This window comes from Pseudomonas sp. PSKL.D1 (assembly GCF_028898945.1).
In the GTDB taxonomy this organism is placed as follows: Bacteria; Pseudomonadota; Gammaproteobacteria; order Pseudomonadales; family Pseudomonadaceae; genus Aquipseudomonas.
On the sequence record NZ_CP118607.1, the window covers coordinates 4,924,007 to 4,943,051 of the forward strand.

Here is a 19,045-nt window from a genome sequence, read left to right on the forward strand (position 1 = left end):
ACTAAATTCAGGCAGAGCACCTGTAACCTGGCATTTTTACTAGGTAGGCCATTGCCCCCGTAGCGCGTATAAATCACTTAATCGCATTAGCCCATAAAAATACCAACGCCTGAAAACCAAGACTTGCAGCTGCCCAACTCAAAGCTGGGTAAGGGAGAACAACCGATGAGTGTTGACCGCAAGCGTGCATCCACCTTGTTTTTTCCTGCACTTTTCATCAGCCTTTGCGCCCCTGCCAACGCAGCTGATGTCCCCCCTGGCAGCAGTGTCACCATTCGCCCGGGCGATGCTGCCGAGCGCTGGACGCTCGATGCAGCCAACCTGACGATCGTGCCCGGTGGGCAGTCGCTGACGATCCTTGCCAACCCTGGCTCGACCATAACGCTCGACGGCGCCACGGTGAGTGGCGGCAACCTGCGCGCGGTGGTGTTGACGGAAAGCCAGGGCACCATTCGCGGATCCACCATCACCTCCACAAACAACACGGGGCTGTCGGTGGTCAGGGGGGTAGACGAATCCATACCCGGCTCAACCGTTCGGGTGGAAAACACAACCATCACGGCAGCTGGCCGCGGTCTCAATGTCGCGGGGGGCAGCAGTGCCACAGTGATTGATTCCACCATCACCGGCACGGGCGCCGTTGGTGGTTCGGTTGCAGGCAGTGGGCTGGGCGTTACGCTGGTTGGCGGGGAAGCCATTCTGCAAAATACCACTGCCATTGGAAGCAACTGGGCGGCCGGCTTGTTCACCAACACACCGGGCAGCGCCGACCCGCGTCTGGTGCTGGATGGCTCCACGCTGGAATCGCAAACCGGTAGCACGATTGTGGTCAGTAACCTGAGCACAGAACAGATGCTTGCCACTGTCGAAGTGCGGGGAGGCTCAACCCTGAAGTCCGCCAACGGCACCCTGCTTGAAGTCGGCCTTCCTGGCGACCCGGCCAACCGGGTGGCGCAGGCGCAACTGACCGTGGATGCAAGTAAGCTGACAGGTGATGTTCAGGTAGCCACCGGCGCGGTGGCAGATGTGCTGATGAGCAACGGCGCATCCTTGACGGGCACGTTGAATAACGTTCGCAACCTGACGCTGGACGCAAGCAGCATCAGCGGCAACGTCAACGAACCTGAAGGGTCGACCTCAACGGCGACTCTGCTGGCCGGTTCGACCTTGAGCGGCAATGTGCTGAACATCGGTACCCTGCGCCTTGACGCCAGCAGCATGAGTGGCAATGTTACCTCGGTGCCCGGCAGCACCACCTCGGTGGCCCTGAACAATGGGTCCATCCTTGCCGGCTCGGTCATCAACGCCAGGAGCCTGGCCTTGAACAACAGCCAGATGACCGGCGATTTGACCCTGGATGCGAATAGCGCCAGCACCCTGAGCCTGGCCAACGGATCGCGGCTGATCGGCACCGTCAGCAATGTTGGCACTACAGCCATCGAGACCGGGTCGACCTTCGATATGCTCAACAATTCGCAGGTAGGTGCATTGCGCCTTGATGGCGGCACCGTGAACCTGGGCGGCGGCAACGGTACATTTCGCACACTCACCGCCTCGGGGCTTGAAGGTAACGGCGCCTTCGTGTTGGGCACCGACCTGGCACTAGGGCAAAGCGACTTGGTGAATATTGAGGGCCTGGCGCAGGGCAGCCACACCCTGGCCATCGTCAACACCGGTGTTGAGCCAGCGGGTGATGTCGCCCAGCGAGTAGTGCATACCGAAGGTGGTAGTGCCAGCTTTGCCCTGCAGAGTGCCAGCGGCCTGGTAGACATCGGCACCTTCTCGTACGAGTTGCAACAGCGTGATACCGACTGGTATCTGGTGCAGGATTCAACCCCGATCATCTCTCCCGGCACTCAAACGGCCATTGCCGTGTTCAGTGCAGCACCTACGGTTTGGTATGGCGAGCTCAGTACCTTGCGCAGCCGCATGGGCGAGCTCAGAAATGGCCAGGGCCAAGGCGGATTCTGGGCACGCACCTATGGCAACAAATACCGGGTATCGGCTGCCGACCAGGTGCATTACGAACAGACACAGCAAGGCGTCTCACTAGGGGTAGACACTCCACTGCCAAGCCAAAGCGGTACTTGGCTGGTGGGCCTGATGGGCGGTTACAGCAACTCGCAACTGAATATGCGCCTGGGTAGTGACGGCGAGGTCAACAGCTATTACGTTGGCCTGTACAGCACCTGGCTTGGAGACAACGGTTACTATCTCGACGCCACCCTCAAAGCCAACCGGTTCGATAACAAGGCTGACGTGCGCATGAGCGATGGCGAAAAATCAGCGGGGGACTACAACAACCATGGGGTTGGCGGCACACTCGAGGCTGGCCGACACATCAAGTTGAATGCCGGATGGTTCGTCGAGCCATACATGCAACTGTCGGCCCTTTGGGTAGAAGGCGAACATTACGAGATGGACAATGGCCTACAGGCCGACAGCAACCGGGCTAACTCTCTGCTTGGGAAAGTCGGTACTCACGTAGGCCGCACCCTTCCACTGCAACAAGGTGGTTTTGTGCAGCCGTACGTGAAACTGGCAGTGGCACGTGAATTTGCGCGCAACAATGACATCAAGGTCAATAACACCACATTCCATGACGACCTGTCGGGTAGCCGAGGGGAAATCGGTGCAGGGATTGCAGCCCAACTTACTGATGTGCTGCAGCTTCACGCCGATGTCGACTACAGTAACGGGAAAAATATTGAACAACCCTGGGGGGTTAATGTAGGTGTCCGGGTTGTATGGTGAATTGAGGGGAAAGTTCACTTGATTCCAGTTTTGTAGGCTTTTCCTACAAGCTAATCGGATTTAGCCTAGGGGAATTAGTAATAAATTCCGGTCAAATCGTGTCTGAATTTTTCAACACGAGAACGACCATGAATCACGTGAGAATCTGCGCGTTAGTGGCCTTGGGGGTCATCACATCAGCCTCCCCGGTAATGGCCATCGAAACCATCGTCCTGCCGCCGAACAGTGGCTATTGGGTACGCGAAGACAGCCCTGTGTACCGTTATGAACTGCAAACACGCGCAACCCTGAACGTTCTGGCGGGTGGCAAAACCGACAGGATTTTTGCCACCGACGGCTCCAAGGTGAATATTCAGGGCGGCCACGTCAGCTCGGTAGGCTTGCATGCACTCACGCTGAGCAACAGCCATGCCGTCATCGATGGCAGCACCATCATTGGCGCAGTCGACCCTGCCACACCCAACGCCACTGCCTTCGGGATGAACCTGATGGGCGTGGAACAGGCCTCGACGGCACGCGTCAGCAACAGCTCCGTCTCAGGGGTTGGCCGTGGCATCAATGTGACCAACAATGCCGTACTGGACCTGCGCAACACGCAGGTCGAAGGTTACGCCGGAGGGCCTGGTAGCGGTATCGTGACCGGAGGCGCAGGTGTGGTAGTGGCTGGCGCCACGGCGCTGGTCCGCGAAGGCAGCGTTGTTTCAGGCGACAACAATGGCATAGTGCTTTTTTCGGGCTATACAGGTGCCGAGCAGTACGGCGCGAAACTGGTACTCGATCAATCCGCTGCGGTTGGCCGTGAAGGCAGTGCCATCAAGGTCACCCGTACTGTGGACTCTAACGAAACCGCACAGATCGAGATCAACAACGGTTCAACCCTTTCCGGCGGTAACGGCGTGGTTCTGGAAGTCGCCGATGGTGCTCGTGCAAACGCGGTCGTGAACAACAGCCAGCTGAACGGCAACATCGTCGCAGAGCAAGATGCCACTCTGGACCTGAGTTTTACCAACCATGCCAGCCTGACCGGAAGCATTGAGAACGCCAGCAGCCTGGCCATCGACAGCACCTCGGCCTGGACCATGACAGGTGATTCCAGCATCGACAATCTGGCCCTGGACGGCGGCACCGTCAACCTGCGCGGTACCGATGGCAGCGCTGGTTTCAGCCGCCTCCAGCTGGGCGAGCTGTCCGGCAGCGGCACCTTCATGCTGGGCACCGACCTGGCCACTCAGCAAGGCGACTTCCTCGATGTCACTGGTAAGGCCAGCGGCAACCACAACCTGCTGGTGGCCAACACCGGTGCCGACCCCAGCGCCGACGTGGGCGCCCACCAGGTGGTGCACACCGGCGAAGGCAGCACCTCGCAGTTTGACCTGGTTGGCGGCCAGGTGGACTTCGGCACCTTCGCCTACGAGCTGGAACAGCGTGGCGACGACTGGTTCCTGGTGCGCAAGGGCGACACCACCACCCCCGGCGCACGCTCGGTCACCGGCCTGTTCAGTGCCGCGCCCACCGTGTGGTATGGCGAATCGACCACCCTGCGCGGGCGCATGGGTGAACTGCGCAACGGCCAGGAACAAGGCGGCGGCTGGCTGCGCAGCTACGGCAACAAGTACAAAGTGGCGGCAGGCGCCGGTGCGGCGTATGACCAAGTCCAGCAAGGCATCGCGTTTGGTGCCGACGCCCCCATGCCTTCAGGCAACGGCCAATGGCTGGTGGGTGTGATGGGCGGTTACAGCCGTTCGGACCTGGACCTGTCCGGCGGGACCACCGGCAGGGTCGACAGCTTCTACCTGGGTGCCTACACCACCTGGCTGGCGGACGATGGCCTTTACATCGATGCGCTGATCAAAGCCAACCGCTTCCGGAACACGTCGGATGTACGCATGAGCGATGGCCAGAAAGCCAAGGGTGACTATGACAACAATGGCATCGGTGCATCGGTTGAAGTGGGCAAACACATCAAGCTGGACGACGGCTGGTTCGTCGAACCGTTTGCCCAGGGTTCGGCCCTGTGGGTCGACGGCGCCAGCTACAACCTGGACAACGGGATGCGTGCCAGTGCAAACAACGCCGACTCGCTGCTGGGCAAGGCCGGTACTCATGTCGGTCGCACCTTCCCACTGGACAAGGGCGGCTTCGTGCAGCCCTACGTGAAGGTAGCGGCGGCCCACGAGTTTGCCCGCAACAACCAGGTGAAGATCAACGACAACAAGTTCGACAACGACCTGTCGGGCAGCCGCATCGAACTCGGCGCAGGGGTGGCCGCGCAGGTGACCGACACCGTGCAGGTGAACGCTGGCTTCGACTACATGAAAGGCAAAAACATCGAACAACCCTGGGGCGTCAACCTGGGCGTACGTTACAACTTCTGAAACACCAAGGGGCCGCAAGGCCCCTTCTTTTTGCCTAAAGCCTGGGTGGCGCGGGCCGATAAGCTGGCATTCCCTCTATCCCACGAAGGTCACCATGGCCACGCAAAACGCCCGCGCGGACTCGTTGTCCCTGCTGCTGTTCACCCTGCGCAGCGGCAAGTTGATGGCAATCAACCTGCTCAAGGTCAGCGAGATCATCACCTGCCCGCCCTTGACCAAGCTGCCCGAGTCTCACCCCCATGTAAAAGGCGTGGCAACCCTGCGCGGCAATTCGCTGTCGGTGATCGACCTGTCCCGCGCCATTGGCGAACGCCCGCTGGCCGACCCGGACGGCGGCTGCCTGATCGTCACCGAGATCAGCCGCTCGCGCCAAGGGCTGCATGTACAGGCGGTGAGCCGCATCGTTCATTGCCTGAGCACCGACATCAAGCCGCCACCCTACGGGTCGGGCAACCGCTCGTTCATTACCGGCGTGACCCGTGTCGACAACACACTGGTCCAGGTGCTGGACATCGAAAAGGTCATCCATGGCATCGCCCCGCCCAAGCCCGAAGCGCTTCCCGGCGAGCTGAACGAAGAGGACGCCAGCCTGCTGGCCGCCGCCAACATCCTGGTGGTGGACGATAGCCAGGTGGCACTGCAGCAATCGGTGCACACCTTGCGCAACCTGGGCATCGAGTGCCACACCGCCCGCAGCGCCAAGGATGCGATCAACGTGCTGCTGGAGCTGCAAGGCACTGCGCAGGAAATCAACATCATCGTCTCCGACATCGAAATGTCGGAGATGGACGGCTACGCCTTTACCCGCACGCTGCGTGAAACGCCGGATTTCCAGCACCTTTATGTGCTGCTGCACACCTCGCTGGACAGCGCCATGAGCGCCGAGAAGGCCCGCTTGGCCGGGGCCAATGCAATCCTCACCAAGTTCTCCTCGCCCGAGCTGACCGACTGCCTGGTGGTGGCCGCGCGCACGGTGGTGTTTGCCGAGCGCTGAAGAGCGTGTTGTTATATTCAGCGACAAACTCCCTGGCTTGCTGCCGGGGATGACTGGGGCATAATCCGCGCCCCACGGAGCTGATCCCGGAACCGCGTATGAAGTTTTACAGTTCTATCCTGATTGCCTGCGCCCTGTTCAGCGGCGCCGCCCAGGCCTCCAGCAGCCAGGCCTGGAATGAACAGCGCCAGCAGATGGTCAAGGAATGCCTCGCCGCCAGCCAGTTCAAAAATGCCCATGCTCTTGGCAAGCCCGCAGAGTTCGATGACCAGGTCGGTTTCAGCGCCCTGCTGGTCGAAGGTGTTTATCCACAGAAGCACATGCAGGGTCGCAGCGGCACCGAATTGTGCCTGTACGACCGCAAGCAGCAAAAGGCCTTCGTCAGCGAATGGGCGCCCGGCGCAAAGTGAACGATAGCCTGCGTTTTGCCTGTACCGGTTGTGGCAAGTGCTGCACCGGGCACCATGTGCCGTTGACGCTGGACGAGTCGCGCCAGTGGGCGGCCAACGGTGGCCAGGTCGTGGTGCTGATCGAAGCGTTCGTGGTCGATGGCCCTGGCATGCCTGTGGATCAGCGCGAACATGTGCTGCGTCGCTCGCACCCGGTTTCCTGCGGACTGGGCGAGGTAAATGTTTCGGTGACCTTTGCCGCATTCAACCCCGGGCGTTGCCGCAACCTCGACGACAACGACCTGTGCACCATTTACGAAGCCCGCCCGTTGGTCTGCCGGATTTACCCGGTGGAGATCAACCCGCACATTCCGCTGCGGCCCGAGAACAAGGACTGCCCGCCCGAGGCCTGGGAGCAGGGGCCGAAATTGATTGTTGGTTCTTTGCCTGTGGATAGAACGTTGTTGGCGCTGGTTGAGGCATCGCGCCAGGCAGACCGGGACGACATTGCGGCCAAGGTTGCGGTTTGTCAGGCACTGGGGATGACGACCAGTGCGTTGAAGGGCAATGGCTTTACGGCCTATTTGCCGGACATGGCGGCGTTTGCGGGGGCGTTGTCGCAAGTGCTCGCAAATGATGGCGCTGACTGGACGCTCCACGTGGAGCGCACAGAGTTGGTGACAGGCCTGCAGGCGCTGGGGCTGATGACCACCGCACAAGCCCCTGTCTACTACGCCTTTATCGGTTTCTGAAGGCTCTCACATTCCCTGTAGGAGCGGCTTCAGCCGCGATCACCGGCAAAGCCGGTGCCATCCACCGCGGCGGCTGCTTCGCGGCGGTCCGACGTTTCGGTAAATCCGCTCCTACAGGATTTGCGTAAGCCATGCCAATCACCCGCCGCGATTCAAACCCAGTTCCATATCGTTACCCATGCCCGACCTCCCTGGCGGCCATATGGGCGAACAATGCCCTGAGCAACTCGGTCAGGATGCCGAGGTTTTCCAGAACGACATTGCGCTGGTCTTCGGCTTCGGTGTTCAGGTAGAGCTGGATGGTGTTTGAGAGGCTGTCCATCAACGTGGTGGCGTGCTGGAAGGCGTCTTTGTGGGAGAGGTCGGCGATGATTGAGATGTAGGGGACGGGGTATTGGGGCGGTGGGTCAGGTACGAGCTTTTTCATGATCAACTCCAATGGCATTCAAAAGAGCAACCACCTCGATCCTTCTCACAGATTAGGGTGGCAGCCGTGCGCGAGGTGAGAAGCCCGTGTTGGAGTCACCACGGTCAGACCGAAGCCTGCACGCGCACAGCTGCCATAGAAACGGCCGACTACCAACAACGAGTTCTCACACTCGCTCGCCTTTTGGGCGAACCGCGAAGTTAACTGCGAGGTAATGGTTTGCCTATCAGACGGCATTCGACACGTTGCGTAGGATAATTCGTCAGGTATACGTTTCTGAAGCATTTGGTTTCAGATTCGGAAATGTCTTACAGGTGCCTGGCTGGGGATTTATGATGGCGCGTAGATCGCGCGCCGCGCGGGCGGCGCTCGATCTCACAGACAACAAACATCCCAAGGCGAACACCCCAACCTGTCACCGCTGTCAGCCAGCCGTCACGCTCCCGACCCGATCCCGGCGCTATAAACTGATCTAAAGCCCCCAGTACCCAAGGTGCCCGTCCCGATGCGACGTCCGTCCCGCCCTCTTCTTCTCGCCGCCGTCGTACTGCTCGCACTGGTGGCATCTGGCATCTGGTACAGCCAACGCCAGCAGGCACCCGCTGCCCGCACCCAAACCGCCATCCCGGTACGCGTGGTCAGCGTCGCCCAGCAGGATGTACCACGCTACGCCAGCGCCATCGGCTCGGTATTGTCACTGCACAGCGTGGAAATCCGCCCGCAAGTCGAGGGCGTGCTGACCCAGGTGCTGGTCAAGGAAGGCCAATGGGTCAAAGAAGGCGACCTGCTCGCCACCCTGGACGACCGCGCCATCCGCGCCACCCTCGACCAGGCCCGCGCACAACTGGGGCAAAGCCAGGCGCAAATCCAGGTGGCCGGCGTAGACCTCAAGCGCTACCGCCTGCTCGCCACCGATGATGGCGTATCAAAACAGACCCTCGACCAGCAACAGGCGCTGGTCAACCAGCTGCAAGCTACGGTCAAAGGTAACCAGGCCGCCATCGCCAATGCCGAGGTGCAGCTTTCCTACACTCAAATTCGCTCACCAGTGACAGGCCGCGTGGGCATCCGCAACGTCGACCCCGGCAACCTGGTGCGCACCAGCGACACCCAAAGCCTGTTCAGCGTCACCCAGATCGACCCGATTGCCGTGGAGTTCTCGCTGCCCCAGCAAATGCTGCCAACCCTGCAAAGCCTGCTCAAGGCGCCCACCCCGGCGCAGGTGGAGGCCTTCATGGACGCCGACGGCGAACGCAACCCGCTGGGCACGGGCCACCTGGCACTGATCGACAACCAGATCTCGGCCAACACCGGCACCGTGCGCGTAAAGGCCGAGTTCGACAACAAGGACGGCCGCCTGTGGCCGGGCCAGCTGGTCACCATTCGCCTGCGCACCGCTATGGACGAGAACGCGCTGGTGGTGCCGCCACCAGTGGTGCAACGGGGCGTCGACGGGCATTTCGTGTACCGACTGGACGGCGACAAGGTCACCAGCGTGCCAGTCAAAGTGCTGTATCAGGACAGCGGGCTGAATATCATTGCCGGGGTCAAACCGGGCGAAAAACTGGTACTCGACGGCCAGTCGCGGCTCAAGCCGGGCGCTAAAGTGGAGGTGGCAACCGATGCACCGCCACCCGCGGAAATGGCCGACCGCCGGAGCCAGCCATGAATACCCGCAACGGCGTATCCGCCTGGTGCATCGACCACCCCATCGCCACCCTGCTGCTGACCTTCGCGCTGGTGTTGCTAGGGGCCATCGCCTTCCCGCGCCTGCCGGTGGCGCCGCTGCCCGAGGCAGACTTCCCGACCATTCAGGTAACCGCCCAACTGCCCGGCGCCAGCCCGGAAACCATGGCCTCATCGGTGGCCACGCCACTTGAGGTGCAGTTCAGCGCCATCCCCGGCATGACCCAGATGACCAGCAGCAGCGCGCTGGGCTCGACCACGCTGATTCTGCAATTCACCCTCGACAAGAACATCGACACCGCCGCACAGGAAGTACAGGCGGCCATCAACACCGCCACCGCGCGCCTGCCACAGGACCTGCCCAACCCGCCGACCTGGCGCAAGGTCAACCCGGCCGACAGCCCCGTGCTGGTATTGACCGTCAGCTCCTCGCAAATGCCTGGCAATGACCTGAGCGACTACGCCGAAACCCTGCTGGCACGGCAGTTGAGCCAGATCGAAGGCGTCGGCCTGATCAACATCACCGGGCAATTGCGCCCGGCCATTCGCGTGCAAGCCCAACCCGAGAAGCTGGCAGCCATCGGCCTGACCCTGGCCGACCTGCGCCAGGCCATCCAGCAAACCAGCCTTAACCTGGCCAAGGGTGCGTTGTACGGCGAACACAGCGTGTCGACCATCGCCGCCAACGATCAGCTGTTCCACCCCGAGGACTACGCCAAGCTCATCGTTTCGTACCGCAACGGCGCCCCGGTGCACCTGCAGGACGTGGCCAAGGTGATCAACGGCGCGGAGAACGCCTACGTCAAAGCCTGGTCCGGCAACCAGCCGGGGCTGAACCTGGTGGTGTTCCGCCAACCCGGCGCCAACATCGTCGACACCGTGGACCGCGTGCTGGCCGCATTGCCCAAACTGCAGGAAATGCTGCCGGCGTCGGTTGAAGTGTCGGTACTGCAGGACCGCACCCAGACCATTCGCGCATCGCTGCATGAGGTAGAGCTGACGCTGATGATCGCCGTGGTGCTGGTGATCGGGGTGATGGCGCTGTTCCTGCGCCAGTGGTCGGCCACTCTGGTGGTGTCGAGCGTGCTGGGCGTGTCGCTGATCGCCACTTGCGCGCTGATGTACGTATTCGGCTTCAGCCTGAACAACCTGACGCTGGTGGCCATCGTCATTGCCGTGGGCTTTGTGGTGGACGACGCCATCGTGGTGGTGGAAAACATCCACCGGCATCTGGAAGCGGGCGACGACAGCCGCACCGCCGCGCTCAAAGGCGCCGGCGAGATCGGTTTCACCGTGGTATCGATCAGCTTCTCGCTGATTGCCGCGTTCATCCCGCTGCTGTTCATGGGCGGCGTTGTGGGCCGGCTGTTCAAGGAGTTTGCCTTGACCGCCACGGCCACAATCCTGATTTCGGTGGTGGTGTCGCTGACCCTGGCGCCAACCCTGTGCGCCCTGTTCATGCGTCGCCCTCCCAAAGAACAGCATGGCGGGTTTGGCGAGCGGCTGGTCAAGTGGTACGAAAAGGGCCTGGACCGCGCCCTCGCCCACCAGCGCCTGACCCTTGGCATCTTCGGGCTGACGCTGGCACTTGCGGTCGCGGGCTACGTGGCAATCCCCAAGGGCTTCTTCCCGCTGCAGGACACCGGTTTCATCCTCGGCACCACCGAGGCTGCTGCGGATGTGTCCTACCCGTCGATGGTCGAAAAACACCTGGCCCTGGCAAAAATCATCGAAGCAGACCCGGCCGTGAAAGCCTTCTCCCATTCGGTGGGTGTCACCGGCAGCAACCAGACCATCGCCAACGGCCGCTTCTGGATCGCCCTCAAGCCCCGTGGCGAGCGCGATGTGTCGGCCAGCGAGTTCATCGACCGGCTGCGGCCCAAGCTGGCCCAGGTGCCGGGCATCGTTCTGTACATGCGTGCCGGCCAGGACATCAACCTCAGCTCGGGGCCATCGCGCACGCAGTACCAGTACGTGCTCAAGAGCAACGACGGCGTGGCACTGAACCTGTGGACCCAACGCCTGACCGACCGCCTGCGGGAAAACCCGGCCTTCCGTGACCTGTCCAACGACCTGCAACTGGGCGCCAGCGTCACCCGCATCGACATCGACCGCCAGGCCGCGGCACGCTTTGGCCTGACCACCACCGACGTCGACCAGGCGCTGTACGACGCCTTCGGCCAGCGGCAGATCAGCGAATTCCAGACCGAAACCAACCAGTACAAGGTAATCCTCGAACTGGACGCCCAGCAGCGCGGCAAGGCCGAGAGCCTGAACTTCTTCTACCTGCGCTCGCCGCTGACCAACGAGATGGTGCCGCTGTCGGCACTTGCCCACGTGGCGCCGCCCAGCACCGGGCCGCTGTCGATCAGCCATGACGGCCTGTTCCCGGCCGCCAACCTGTCGTTCAACCTGGCCCCCGGCGTGGCGCTGGGCGATGCGGTAAAAATCCTCGAACGTACCCAGCGTGAGCTGGGCATGCCCGACTCGATCAGCGGCAACTTCCAGGGGGCGGCGCAAGCGTTTCAGAGTTCGCTGTCGAGCCAACCGTGGCTGATCCTTGCAGCGCTGGTGGCGGTGTACATCATCCTGGGCGTGCTCTACGAGAGCTTCGTTCACCCGCTGACGATCATCTCCACCCTGCCCTCGGCGGGCCTGGGTGCGCTGATTCTGCTATGGGCCATGGGGCAGGACTTCAGCATCATGGGCCTGATCGGCGTGGTGCTGCTGATCGGTATCGTCAAGAAGAACGGCATTCTGCTCATCGATTTTGCCCTGGAGGCCCAGCGCCACCGCGGCCTGACGCCCGAGCAGGCTATCCATCAGGCGTGCCTCACGCGCTTCCGGCCGATCATCATGACCACCCTGGCCGCCCTGCTCGGCGCGGTGCCGCTGATGTTCGGCTTCGGCGCCGGTGCCGAACTGCGCCAGCCGCTGGGTATCGCGGTCGTGGGCGGCTTGTTGGTGAGCCAGGCCCTGACGCTGTTCACCACCCCGGTCATATACTTGGCCCTGGAGCGCCTGTTCCATCGCCGCCAGGCCGCCCCGGCGGCCGCGCCAAGTACCAGTTGAGGCAAGACCATGCGTGTGCTGATCATCGAAGACGAAGAAAAAACCGCCGACTACCTGCATCGCGGCCTGAGCGAGCAAGGGTTCACCGTGGACCTTGCGCGCGATGGTATCGATGGCCTGCACCTGGCGCTGGAGGGCGACTATGCGGTGATCGTGCTTGATGTGATGCTGCCCGGCCTGGACGGCTATGGGGTGCTGCGCGCGCTGCGTGCACGCAAGCAAACGCCGGTGATCATGCTCACCGCCCGCGAGCGTGTGGAAGACCGCATTCACGGCCTGCGCGAAGGGGCCGACGACTACCTGGGCAAACCGTTCTCGTTCCTTGAACTGGTCGCCCGCCTGCAGGCCCTGACGCGCCGCAGCAGTACCCATGAGCCCTTGCAGGTGCAGGTGGGCGACCTGTGGATCGACCTGATGGCGCGCAAGGCCAGCCGCGCAGGCCAACGCCTGGAACTGACGGCCAAGGAGTTTTCACTGCTTAGCGTACTGGCCCGGCGCCAGGGCGAAATCCTCTCCAAGACGGCCATCGCCGAGCTGGTGTGGGACATAAACTTCGACAGCGACGCCAATGTGGTGGAAGTGGCCATCAAGCGCCTACGCGCCAAGCTTGACGGGCCATTCGACAACAAACTGCTGCACACCATACGAGGCATGGGTTATGTCCTGGAAAACCGTGCCGGTTAACTCCATTGCGCTGCGCCTGTCGGCGCTGTTCATCCTGGTGGCGCTGGGTGTGTTCGTGCTGATCGGCTCAGCGCTGTACCGCCAGGTCGACCGCAGCCTCGATCTGCTGCCAGCCGCCGAGCTGGATGCGCGTTACAGCGTGCTGGAATCCACACTCAACCGCTTTGGCACACCCGAGCACTGGGCCAAGATCAACAACAAGCTCAACCTGCTGAGCGAAGAAGACAAACGCATTCGCTTCTGGGTAACCAGCAGTAACCCCGCCTTCGAGTACGGCCACCCCAGCGAGCTGGTGCGTGCTTTTGCCGAAGGCCCGCAAGGCATGCGCGACCTGCGCCTGCCAGAGCGCCCTTACCCTTACAAAGTACTGGTCAGCGAACTGCCTGCCCTGGGTGACCGCCCTCCGCTGCGATTCTTGATCGCCATCGACACCGAAACCTTCTGGCAGGCCCAGCACAGTTTGCTGGTGGCCATTGTCGGCCTGGCCGCGCTGGGCGTGCTGTTGGCCTCGATACTGGGTTACTGGGTGGCGCGTATCGGCCTGCGCCCGCTACTGGCGTTGTCAAATGAAGCCCAGGCACTGGCCCCACCCCGCCTGGATGGCCGCCTGCAGACGCACAACCTGGCCCCCGAACTCGCGCAGTTTGCCGGCGCCTTCAACGCAGCCCTCGACCGGGTCAGCCAGGCCTACTCGCGGCTGGAAGCATTCAACGCCGATGTTGCCCACGAACTGCGTTCGCCGCTGACCAACCTGATCGGGCAGACTCAAGTTGCGCTTACACGGGGCCGCAGCGCCGAGCATTACTTCGAGGTGCTGCAATCCAACCTTGAAGAGCTGGAACGCCTGCGCAGCATCATCAACGACATGCTGTTCCTCGCCAGTGCCGACCAGGGCAGCAAGGCCACGGCGCTGACCCAGGTATCGCTGGCCGAAGAAGTTGCCACGACGCTGGACTATCTGGACTTTATTCTTGAAGACGCTCAAGTCAGCGTCACCGTCAGCGGTGATGCCCAGGCGCCCATCGAAAAAGCTCAACTGCGACGGGCGCTGATCAACCTGCTGAACAACGCCGTGCAGCACACCGCGCCAAACCAGGTGATCCAGGTGCACATCGATGCGGGGCCGGAACAGGTCAGCATCGCCGTGAGCAACCCGGGGCCGGCCATCGACGGCGAACATCTGCCGCTGCTGTTCGAACGCTTTTATCGGGTGGATGCGGCGCGTAGCAACAGCGGCGGCGGCAACCATGGGCTGGGGCTGGCGATTGTCAAAGCCATTGCCTTGATGCATGGCGGTGATGTGTTCGTACGCAGCGAGGCAGGCGCCAACACCTTCGGCATACGCCTGCCCGTGTAGGGGCGTCATGTTCAATAATTACCTTTTGCGCAACAGTGCTTATCGCGCCGGACGCTGTTTCCCCGGCACTGAAAGGGCTAACTTTACCCCCGTCCTCATTAGCACTTGCACCGCAAGAAGGTAGTTTCAAAATGTCCAACAGTATGGGTATTGCCAGCGTTTTCGTTCTGTCTTCCCTGTTGTTGTCGCCCCTGGCCATGGCTGAAGAATCGCCGGCCTTCGTCGCCCGTAACGCAGAACTTGCCGCTGTTCATCAGGAAGCCCGCGACGCCGTTGCCCACCAGGCAGACGCAGGCAAAGCCGCAGAACAGACTGCTTCAAAAGTTGCCAACGACGCCAATGCCGATAGCTGATCGCGCGCCGTACCTGCTCCCGTTTTCCCTTGGCTACGCCATGGGCACCGCCGGTGCCGATATGTTAGCCTTTTAAAGCCGCTGCCGATCAGCGGCTTTTTTTATGTGCTTTAACGATCAGCCAGGCCGTTACGTCTCTAACAAGAAAGTTGCACATTCAAAAATAAAAACTGCCCCACCGACAGACCAAAGGAGCTAGTACCGGTGCCTTCCGCGTTCCGTTTTACCCCGCTGTTCATTGCATTGACCGCAACGATCCCGTTCGCCGCCCAGGCAGATGAAGACAAGGCTGATGGCTTTATCGAGGGTTCGTCGTTCAACCTGAATTTCCGCAATGCCTACTTCAACCGCAACAACCTCGGCACTGGCGTGCGCGACAAGCGCGAGTGGGGCCAGGGTGCGGTTGCCCGTTTTGAGTCCGGCTACACGCCAGGCGTGGTGGGCTTTGGCCTCGACGCCCATGCCATGCTGGGCGTGAAGCTCGACGGCGGTGGCGGCCATGCCGGCACCAGCATCCTGCCCTCCCATGTGAAGGACGACGGTGAGCCGGGCGCAGCCCCGCACTCGTTCTCCACCGCCGGTGCGGCCCTGAAGCTCAAGGCGTTCGACACCGAACTGAAAGCCGGTGACCTGTTCCTTACCAACCCGGTGATTGCCGGCGGTGAAACCCGCATGCTGCCGCAGACCTTCCGCGGTGTGAGCCTGACCAACACCAGCATCGACGGCCTGTTGCTCGAAGGCGGCCAGGTAAGCTTCACCAAGCCGTACAACCAGAGCGGCCACCGCCGTATCGACACGTACTACGGCCTGCTGGATGAAGGCGACAAGAGCAAGCACCTGAACTGGGCTGGCGCGTCGTGGAGCGGTACCGAAAACATCACCGCCAACCTGTACGCCGCCGAACTCAAAGACATCTGGAACCAGTACTACGCGGACTTCGACTACACCTACGTGGTCAACGACCTGGTCAGCCTGAACCCGGGCGTACACTTCTACCACACCCAGGACACCGGCCAGGCGCTGCTGGGCAAGATCGACAACAACACCTACAGCCTGCACTTCACGGTCAATGCCGGGTACCACAGCGTCACCGCCGCCTACCAGCGGGTCAACGGCAACACGCCGTTCGACTACATCAACCTGGGCGACAGCGTGTACCTGGACAACTCGCGCATGTATTCAGACTTCAACGCCCCCAACGAGCGGTCGTGGAAGCTGCAATACGGCTATGACTTTGCCGGCGTCGGCATGCCGGGCCTGAGCACCACCGTTTCGTACTCGCGCGGTGAGGCAGACCTGACCAAGGCTGACCAGAACAACGAACACTACAGCTACTACTACGTGGCAGACGGCAAGAACGCCGTGCACTGGGAGCGCGACCTGGACGTGAAGTACGTGTTCCAGGAAGGCAACCTGAAGGACCTTTCGGTGCTGGTGCGCTATGCCACACACCGTGGCGGCCAAGGGTATGACTCGATCGATACCAATGCCGACAACGATGAACTGCGCGTGATCGTGGATTATCCGTTGAACGTGTTCTGATTCACTGGCCCCTTGTGGGAGCGGCCTTGCCGGGGCGCCGGACCGGTCGGAAAGGGCTGCGCAGCAGCCCCGGCTATATCGGCTGCGAAGCTGCAACCGATGGGGGCGCTACGCACCCCTTTCCGACCGGTCCGGCGCTCCGGCAAGGCCGCTCCCACACACAGCAGCAAAACGTGATTCTGTCGGAGAAATCTTGTCCGACAATCCCCACTTCCCTAGAATGTCGCCGCCGCAAATGGCCCTGCCTCAGCAGTAGCGCGCATGCCCACTCGAATACCGCGTCTATCACTCTACAGGTCGCACCCCGAGCTGATCCTCACCCTGGGCAGTTGCTTCGCCGTGCTCGCGATCGTGGCAATCGTCAGTTACTTGCTGGCCCGCGAGCGGGGCAGCGTCGAAGAGTCAGCCATCCGCTCTTCCAACAATATCGTGCAGCTGATCGAAAGCGACATCCTGCGCAATGCCGAGCTGTACGACCAATCGCTGCAAGGGCTGATCTGGGCGGTGCAGCGCAAGGAACTGCCCGAAATACCAAGCGCCCTGCGCCAACGCCTGCTGTTCAACGAAGCGTTCGTCGACCGTAAACGCGGTGACGTGCTATGGCTGGACGCACAAGGCAACGTGGTGGGCGATTCCACCAGCATCGTGCCACGCAAGGCCAACTTCGCCGACACCGGCGTGTTCCAGGCCCATGTGCACAACCCCAACCTTGGCTTGTTGGTCGGCCCACCGTTCAAGGCGCGGCTCGGCGACCTGGACTGGTGCATCAGCTTCAGCCGGCGTATTTCCGGCCCGCAGGGTGAATTTGCCGGGCTGGCGGCAGGCGCCTTGCGGCTGTCGTACTTCAGCGAGCTGTTTCAACGCCTGGACATCGGCCATGACAGCAGCATCAACCTGTTCAACACCCGAGGCCAATTGCTTGCGCGCCAGCCCGAGCTGCCCGGCCAGCCGCTGATCGGCACCGATTACAGCCAACGGCCCAACTTCAAACGCATCCTGAGTGAGCGCAGTGGCAGTTTCACGGCACACTCCGGCAGTGGCAGCGGCGTTCAGCGCATGTACACGTTCGCCCAGGTCGGCGACCTGCCGTTGATTGTGCTGGTGGTACACTCTGCCGACGAAGTGTTTCAGTCCTGGCGGCGCACGGCCATTCTGGTCAGCGTTGCTACGGGTACCTTGTGCATCGGCATTCTTTGGCTGACCTTGCTGTTGGGCCGGGAGCTGCGCCGCCGCCACGAAGCGGAAAAAGGGCTGGCGACACTGGCTGCGACCGACAGCCTGACCGGGCTGGCCAACCGCCGCAGGCTGGACCAGGTACTGCGCCAGGAATGGGCGCGCGCCCAACGCAATCGCAAGCCGCTGGCCGTGCTGATGGTGGATGTGGATCACTTCAAGGCATTCAACCAACGCCATGGCCATGCCGGGGGTGACCATGCGCTGCGCGAGGTGGCCAAAACGCTGGAGCGCTGCATACGTCGCCCAGCAGACCTGGCGGCACGCTATGGCGGTGAGGAATTCCAGGTAATTTTGCCGGAAACCGGGCTGGAAGGGGCGATGCTGTTGGCAGAGCGCATTCGTACCAGCGTGGAGGCACTGGCGCCGTTCGCGGACGATGTACGTTCAGTAACGGTCAGTATCGGTATCGCCATACATGCACCCGGCACCCAGCAAGACCTGACGGGCCTGCTGGGCGCGGCGGATGAAGCCCTCTACCGGGCCAAGGCCAATGGCCGCAACCGGGTAGAAGGGCCAAGCGATTAAGAGCGGGCGCGCGCGGCGTTGCGCAGGGCTTTTACCTGGTCGTGATTGCGCTGAACACCCTGGAGTTGCTTCTCGACGATTGCATAGCTTGGGTCCGTGATACCACGGCCCAGCTTGACCAGATTCTCGCGGGCCTCTTTGTAAGCCTTGAGGGCATGGTCTTCACCGCGCTCCACTTCGTTGAGCACCGCTTCCTCGTCCTTGCCGGTGACCAACGACTTGAGGTTGACCCAACCACGGTGCAAATCACCGCTGATGCTGGTAGAGGTTTCCGGGTCACCGCCCAGGCGGCGCACTTCACTTTGCAGTTCCGCCGCCGCACCCGCACACTCGCCGGCACGCTGCACGAAGAACGCCTTGAGCTCCGGGTTTTTCACGTCATCGGCGGAGGCCTTGAAGCCCTTCTCGCCGTCCTTGCTGTACTCGATGAGGTCGTTGAGTACGTCGATCACGTCTTTGTTCAGGTTGCTCATGGCATTGACTCCTAGGCAGGTGATAGTCATCTCTACTGGAGCAGCCTTCATGCCAGGCCTGGAACAAAAAATAACTTATTTAAAATCAATGCGTTAAAGGTATCTGTAAATCAGCTCCAAACGGCGTTCTGCATGATTGCCGCTTGGGCGCCCGTGCAGATTGCAGTATGGTCAGCGCTTTTTGATGATCAGGCCAACGTAATGAAACCGGAAACCCTGGAACTGCTGGTGACCCGCACCATGCCCTTTGGCAAGTATCAGGGGCGGATCATTGCCGACTTGCCGGGGGACTACCTGGCGTGGTTTGCCCGCAAGGGGTTCCCTGCGGGTGAATTGGGTGGGTTGCTGGCGTTGATGCATGAAATCGACCACAACGGGTTGGGCGAATTGTTAGTGCCGTTGCGGCAAAAGCACCGGCGGTAAGGG

At 61.6% G+C, this 19,045-nt stretch carries 15 protein-coding genes; 13 read left to right on the forward strand and 2 right to left on the reverse strand.

From position 1 onward, the window contains the following. Window positions 1-165: 165 nt before the first annotated feature. The 5 genes from PVV54_RS21980 (at window position 166) to PVV54_RS22000 (ending at window position 7,264) form a co-directional block, all read left to right on the forward strand. Entirely contained in the window at window positions 166-2,754 is a 2,589-nt protein-coding gene (locus PVV54_RS21980) for an autotransporter outer membrane beta-barrel domain-containing protein (protein ID WP_274907249.1), read from the forward strand. 128 nt (window positions 2,755-2,882) lie between these two features. After that, window positions 2,883-5,129 (forward strand): autotransporter outer membrane beta-barrel domain-containing protein, encoded by a 2,247-nt coding sequence (locus PVV54_RS21985; protein ID WP_274907250.1) that lies wholly within the window; start codon window positions 2,883-2,885, stop codon window positions 5,127-5,129. Window positions 5,130-5,223: 94 nt separating this feature from the next. Then, complete coding sequence (locus PVV54_RS21990; RefSeq protein ID WP_274907251.1) at window positions 5,224-6,123, forward strand: chemotaxis protein; 900 nt, start codon at window positions 5,224-5,226, stop codon at window positions 6,121-6,123. Between the two features lie 98 nt (window positions 6,124-6,221). Further along, complete coding sequence (locus PVV54_RS21995; RefSeq protein WP_274907252.1) at window positions 6,222-6,533, forward strand: hypothetical protein; 312 nt, start codon at window positions 6,222-6,224, stop codon at window positions 6,531-6,533. After that, window positions 6,530-7,264 (forward strand): YkgJ family cysteine cluster protein, encoded by a 735-nt coding sequence (locus PVV54_RS22000; protein WP_274907253.1) that lies wholly within the window; start codon window positions 6,530-6,532, stop codon window positions 7,262-7,264. Before PVV54_RS21995 ends, PVV54_RS22000 begins: the two co-directional genes overlap by 4 nt. A gap of 172 nt (window positions 7,265-7,436) precedes the next feature. On the opposite strand, the gene PVV54_RS22005 is transcribed toward PVV54_RS22000, so the two are convergent. After that, window positions 7,437-7,691 (reverse strand): hypothetical protein, encoded by a 255-nt coding sequence (locus PVV54_RS22005; protein WP_274907254.1) that lies wholly within the window; start codon window positions 7,689-7,691, stop codon window positions 7,437-7,439. Window positions 7,692-8,196: 505 nt separating this feature from the next. On the opposite strand from PVV54_RS22005, the gene PVV54_RS22010 reads away from it, so the two are divergent. From PVV54_RS22010 to PVV54_RS22040, 7 genes are all read left to right on the forward strand, one after another. Next, entirely contained in the window at window positions 8,197-9,360 is a 1,164-nt protein-coding gene (locus tag PVV54_RS22010; protein WP_274907255.1) for an efflux RND transporter periplasmic adaptor subunit, read from the forward strand. Further along, window positions 9,357-12,449, forward strand: coding sequence for a multidrug efflux RND transporter permease subunit (locus PVV54_RS22015; protein ID WP_274907256.1), 3,093 nt, complete (start codon window positions 9,357-9,359; stop codon window positions 12,447-12,449). Before PVV54_RS22010 ends, PVV54_RS22015 begins: the two co-directional genes overlap by 4 nt. Before the next feature lie 9 nt (window positions 12,450-12,458). Then, complete coding sequence (locus PVV54_RS22020; protein ID WP_274907257.1) at window positions 12,459-13,133, forward strand: heavy metal response regulator transcription factor; 675 nt, start codon at window positions 12,459-12,461, stop codon at window positions 13,131-13,133. Next, window positions 13,108-14,490, forward strand: coding sequence for a heavy metal sensor histidine kinase (locus PVV54_RS22025; protein WP_274907258.1), 1,383 nt, complete (start codon window positions 13,108-13,110; stop codon window positions 14,488-14,490). Before PVV54_RS22020 ends, PVV54_RS22025 begins: the two co-directional genes overlap by 26 nt. A gap of 131 nt (window positions 14,491-14,621) precedes the next feature. Then, window positions 14,622-14,843, forward strand: coding sequence for a hypothetical protein (locus PVV54_RS22030; RefSeq protein WP_274907259.1), 222 nt, complete (start codon window positions 14,622-14,624; stop codon window positions 14,841-14,843). A 204-nt stretch (window positions 14,844-15,047) separates the two neighbouring features. Then, a complete protein-coding gene (locus PVV54_RS22035) occupies window positions 15,048-16,385 on the forward strand; it encodes an OprD family porin (protein ID WP_274907260.1) in 1,338 nt (445 codons plus the stop codon). A gap of 261 nt (window positions 16,386-16,646) precedes the next feature. Next, window positions 16,647-18,146: a sensor domain-containing diguanylate cyclase gene (locus tag PVV54_RS22040; RefSeq protein ID WP_274907261.1), complete on the forward strand. Its 1,500-nt coding sequence runs from the start codon at window positions 16,647-16,649 to the stop codon at window positions 18,144-18,146. On the opposite strand, the gene PVV54_RS22045 is transcribed toward PVV54_RS22040, so the two are convergent. Continuing rightward, window positions 18,143-18,619, reverse strand: coding sequence for a ferritin-like domain-containing protein (locus PVV54_RS22045; protein WP_274907262.1), 477 nt, complete (start codon window positions 18,617-18,619; stop codon window positions 18,143-18,145). The two genes, PVV54_RS22040 and PVV54_RS22045, sit on opposite strands and share 4 nt — an antisense overlap. A 201-nt stretch (window positions 18,620-18,820) precedes the next feature. Between PVV54_RS22045 and PVV54_RS22050 the strand changes: the two genes are divergently transcribed. Then, window positions 18,821-19,042 (forward strand): DUF3820 family protein, encoded by a 222-nt coding sequence (locus PVV54_RS22050; protein WP_046616074.1) that lies wholly within the window; start codon window positions 18,821-18,823, stop codon window positions 19,040-19,042. The last annotated feature ends 3 nt before the right edge of the window (window positions 19,043-19,045 follow it).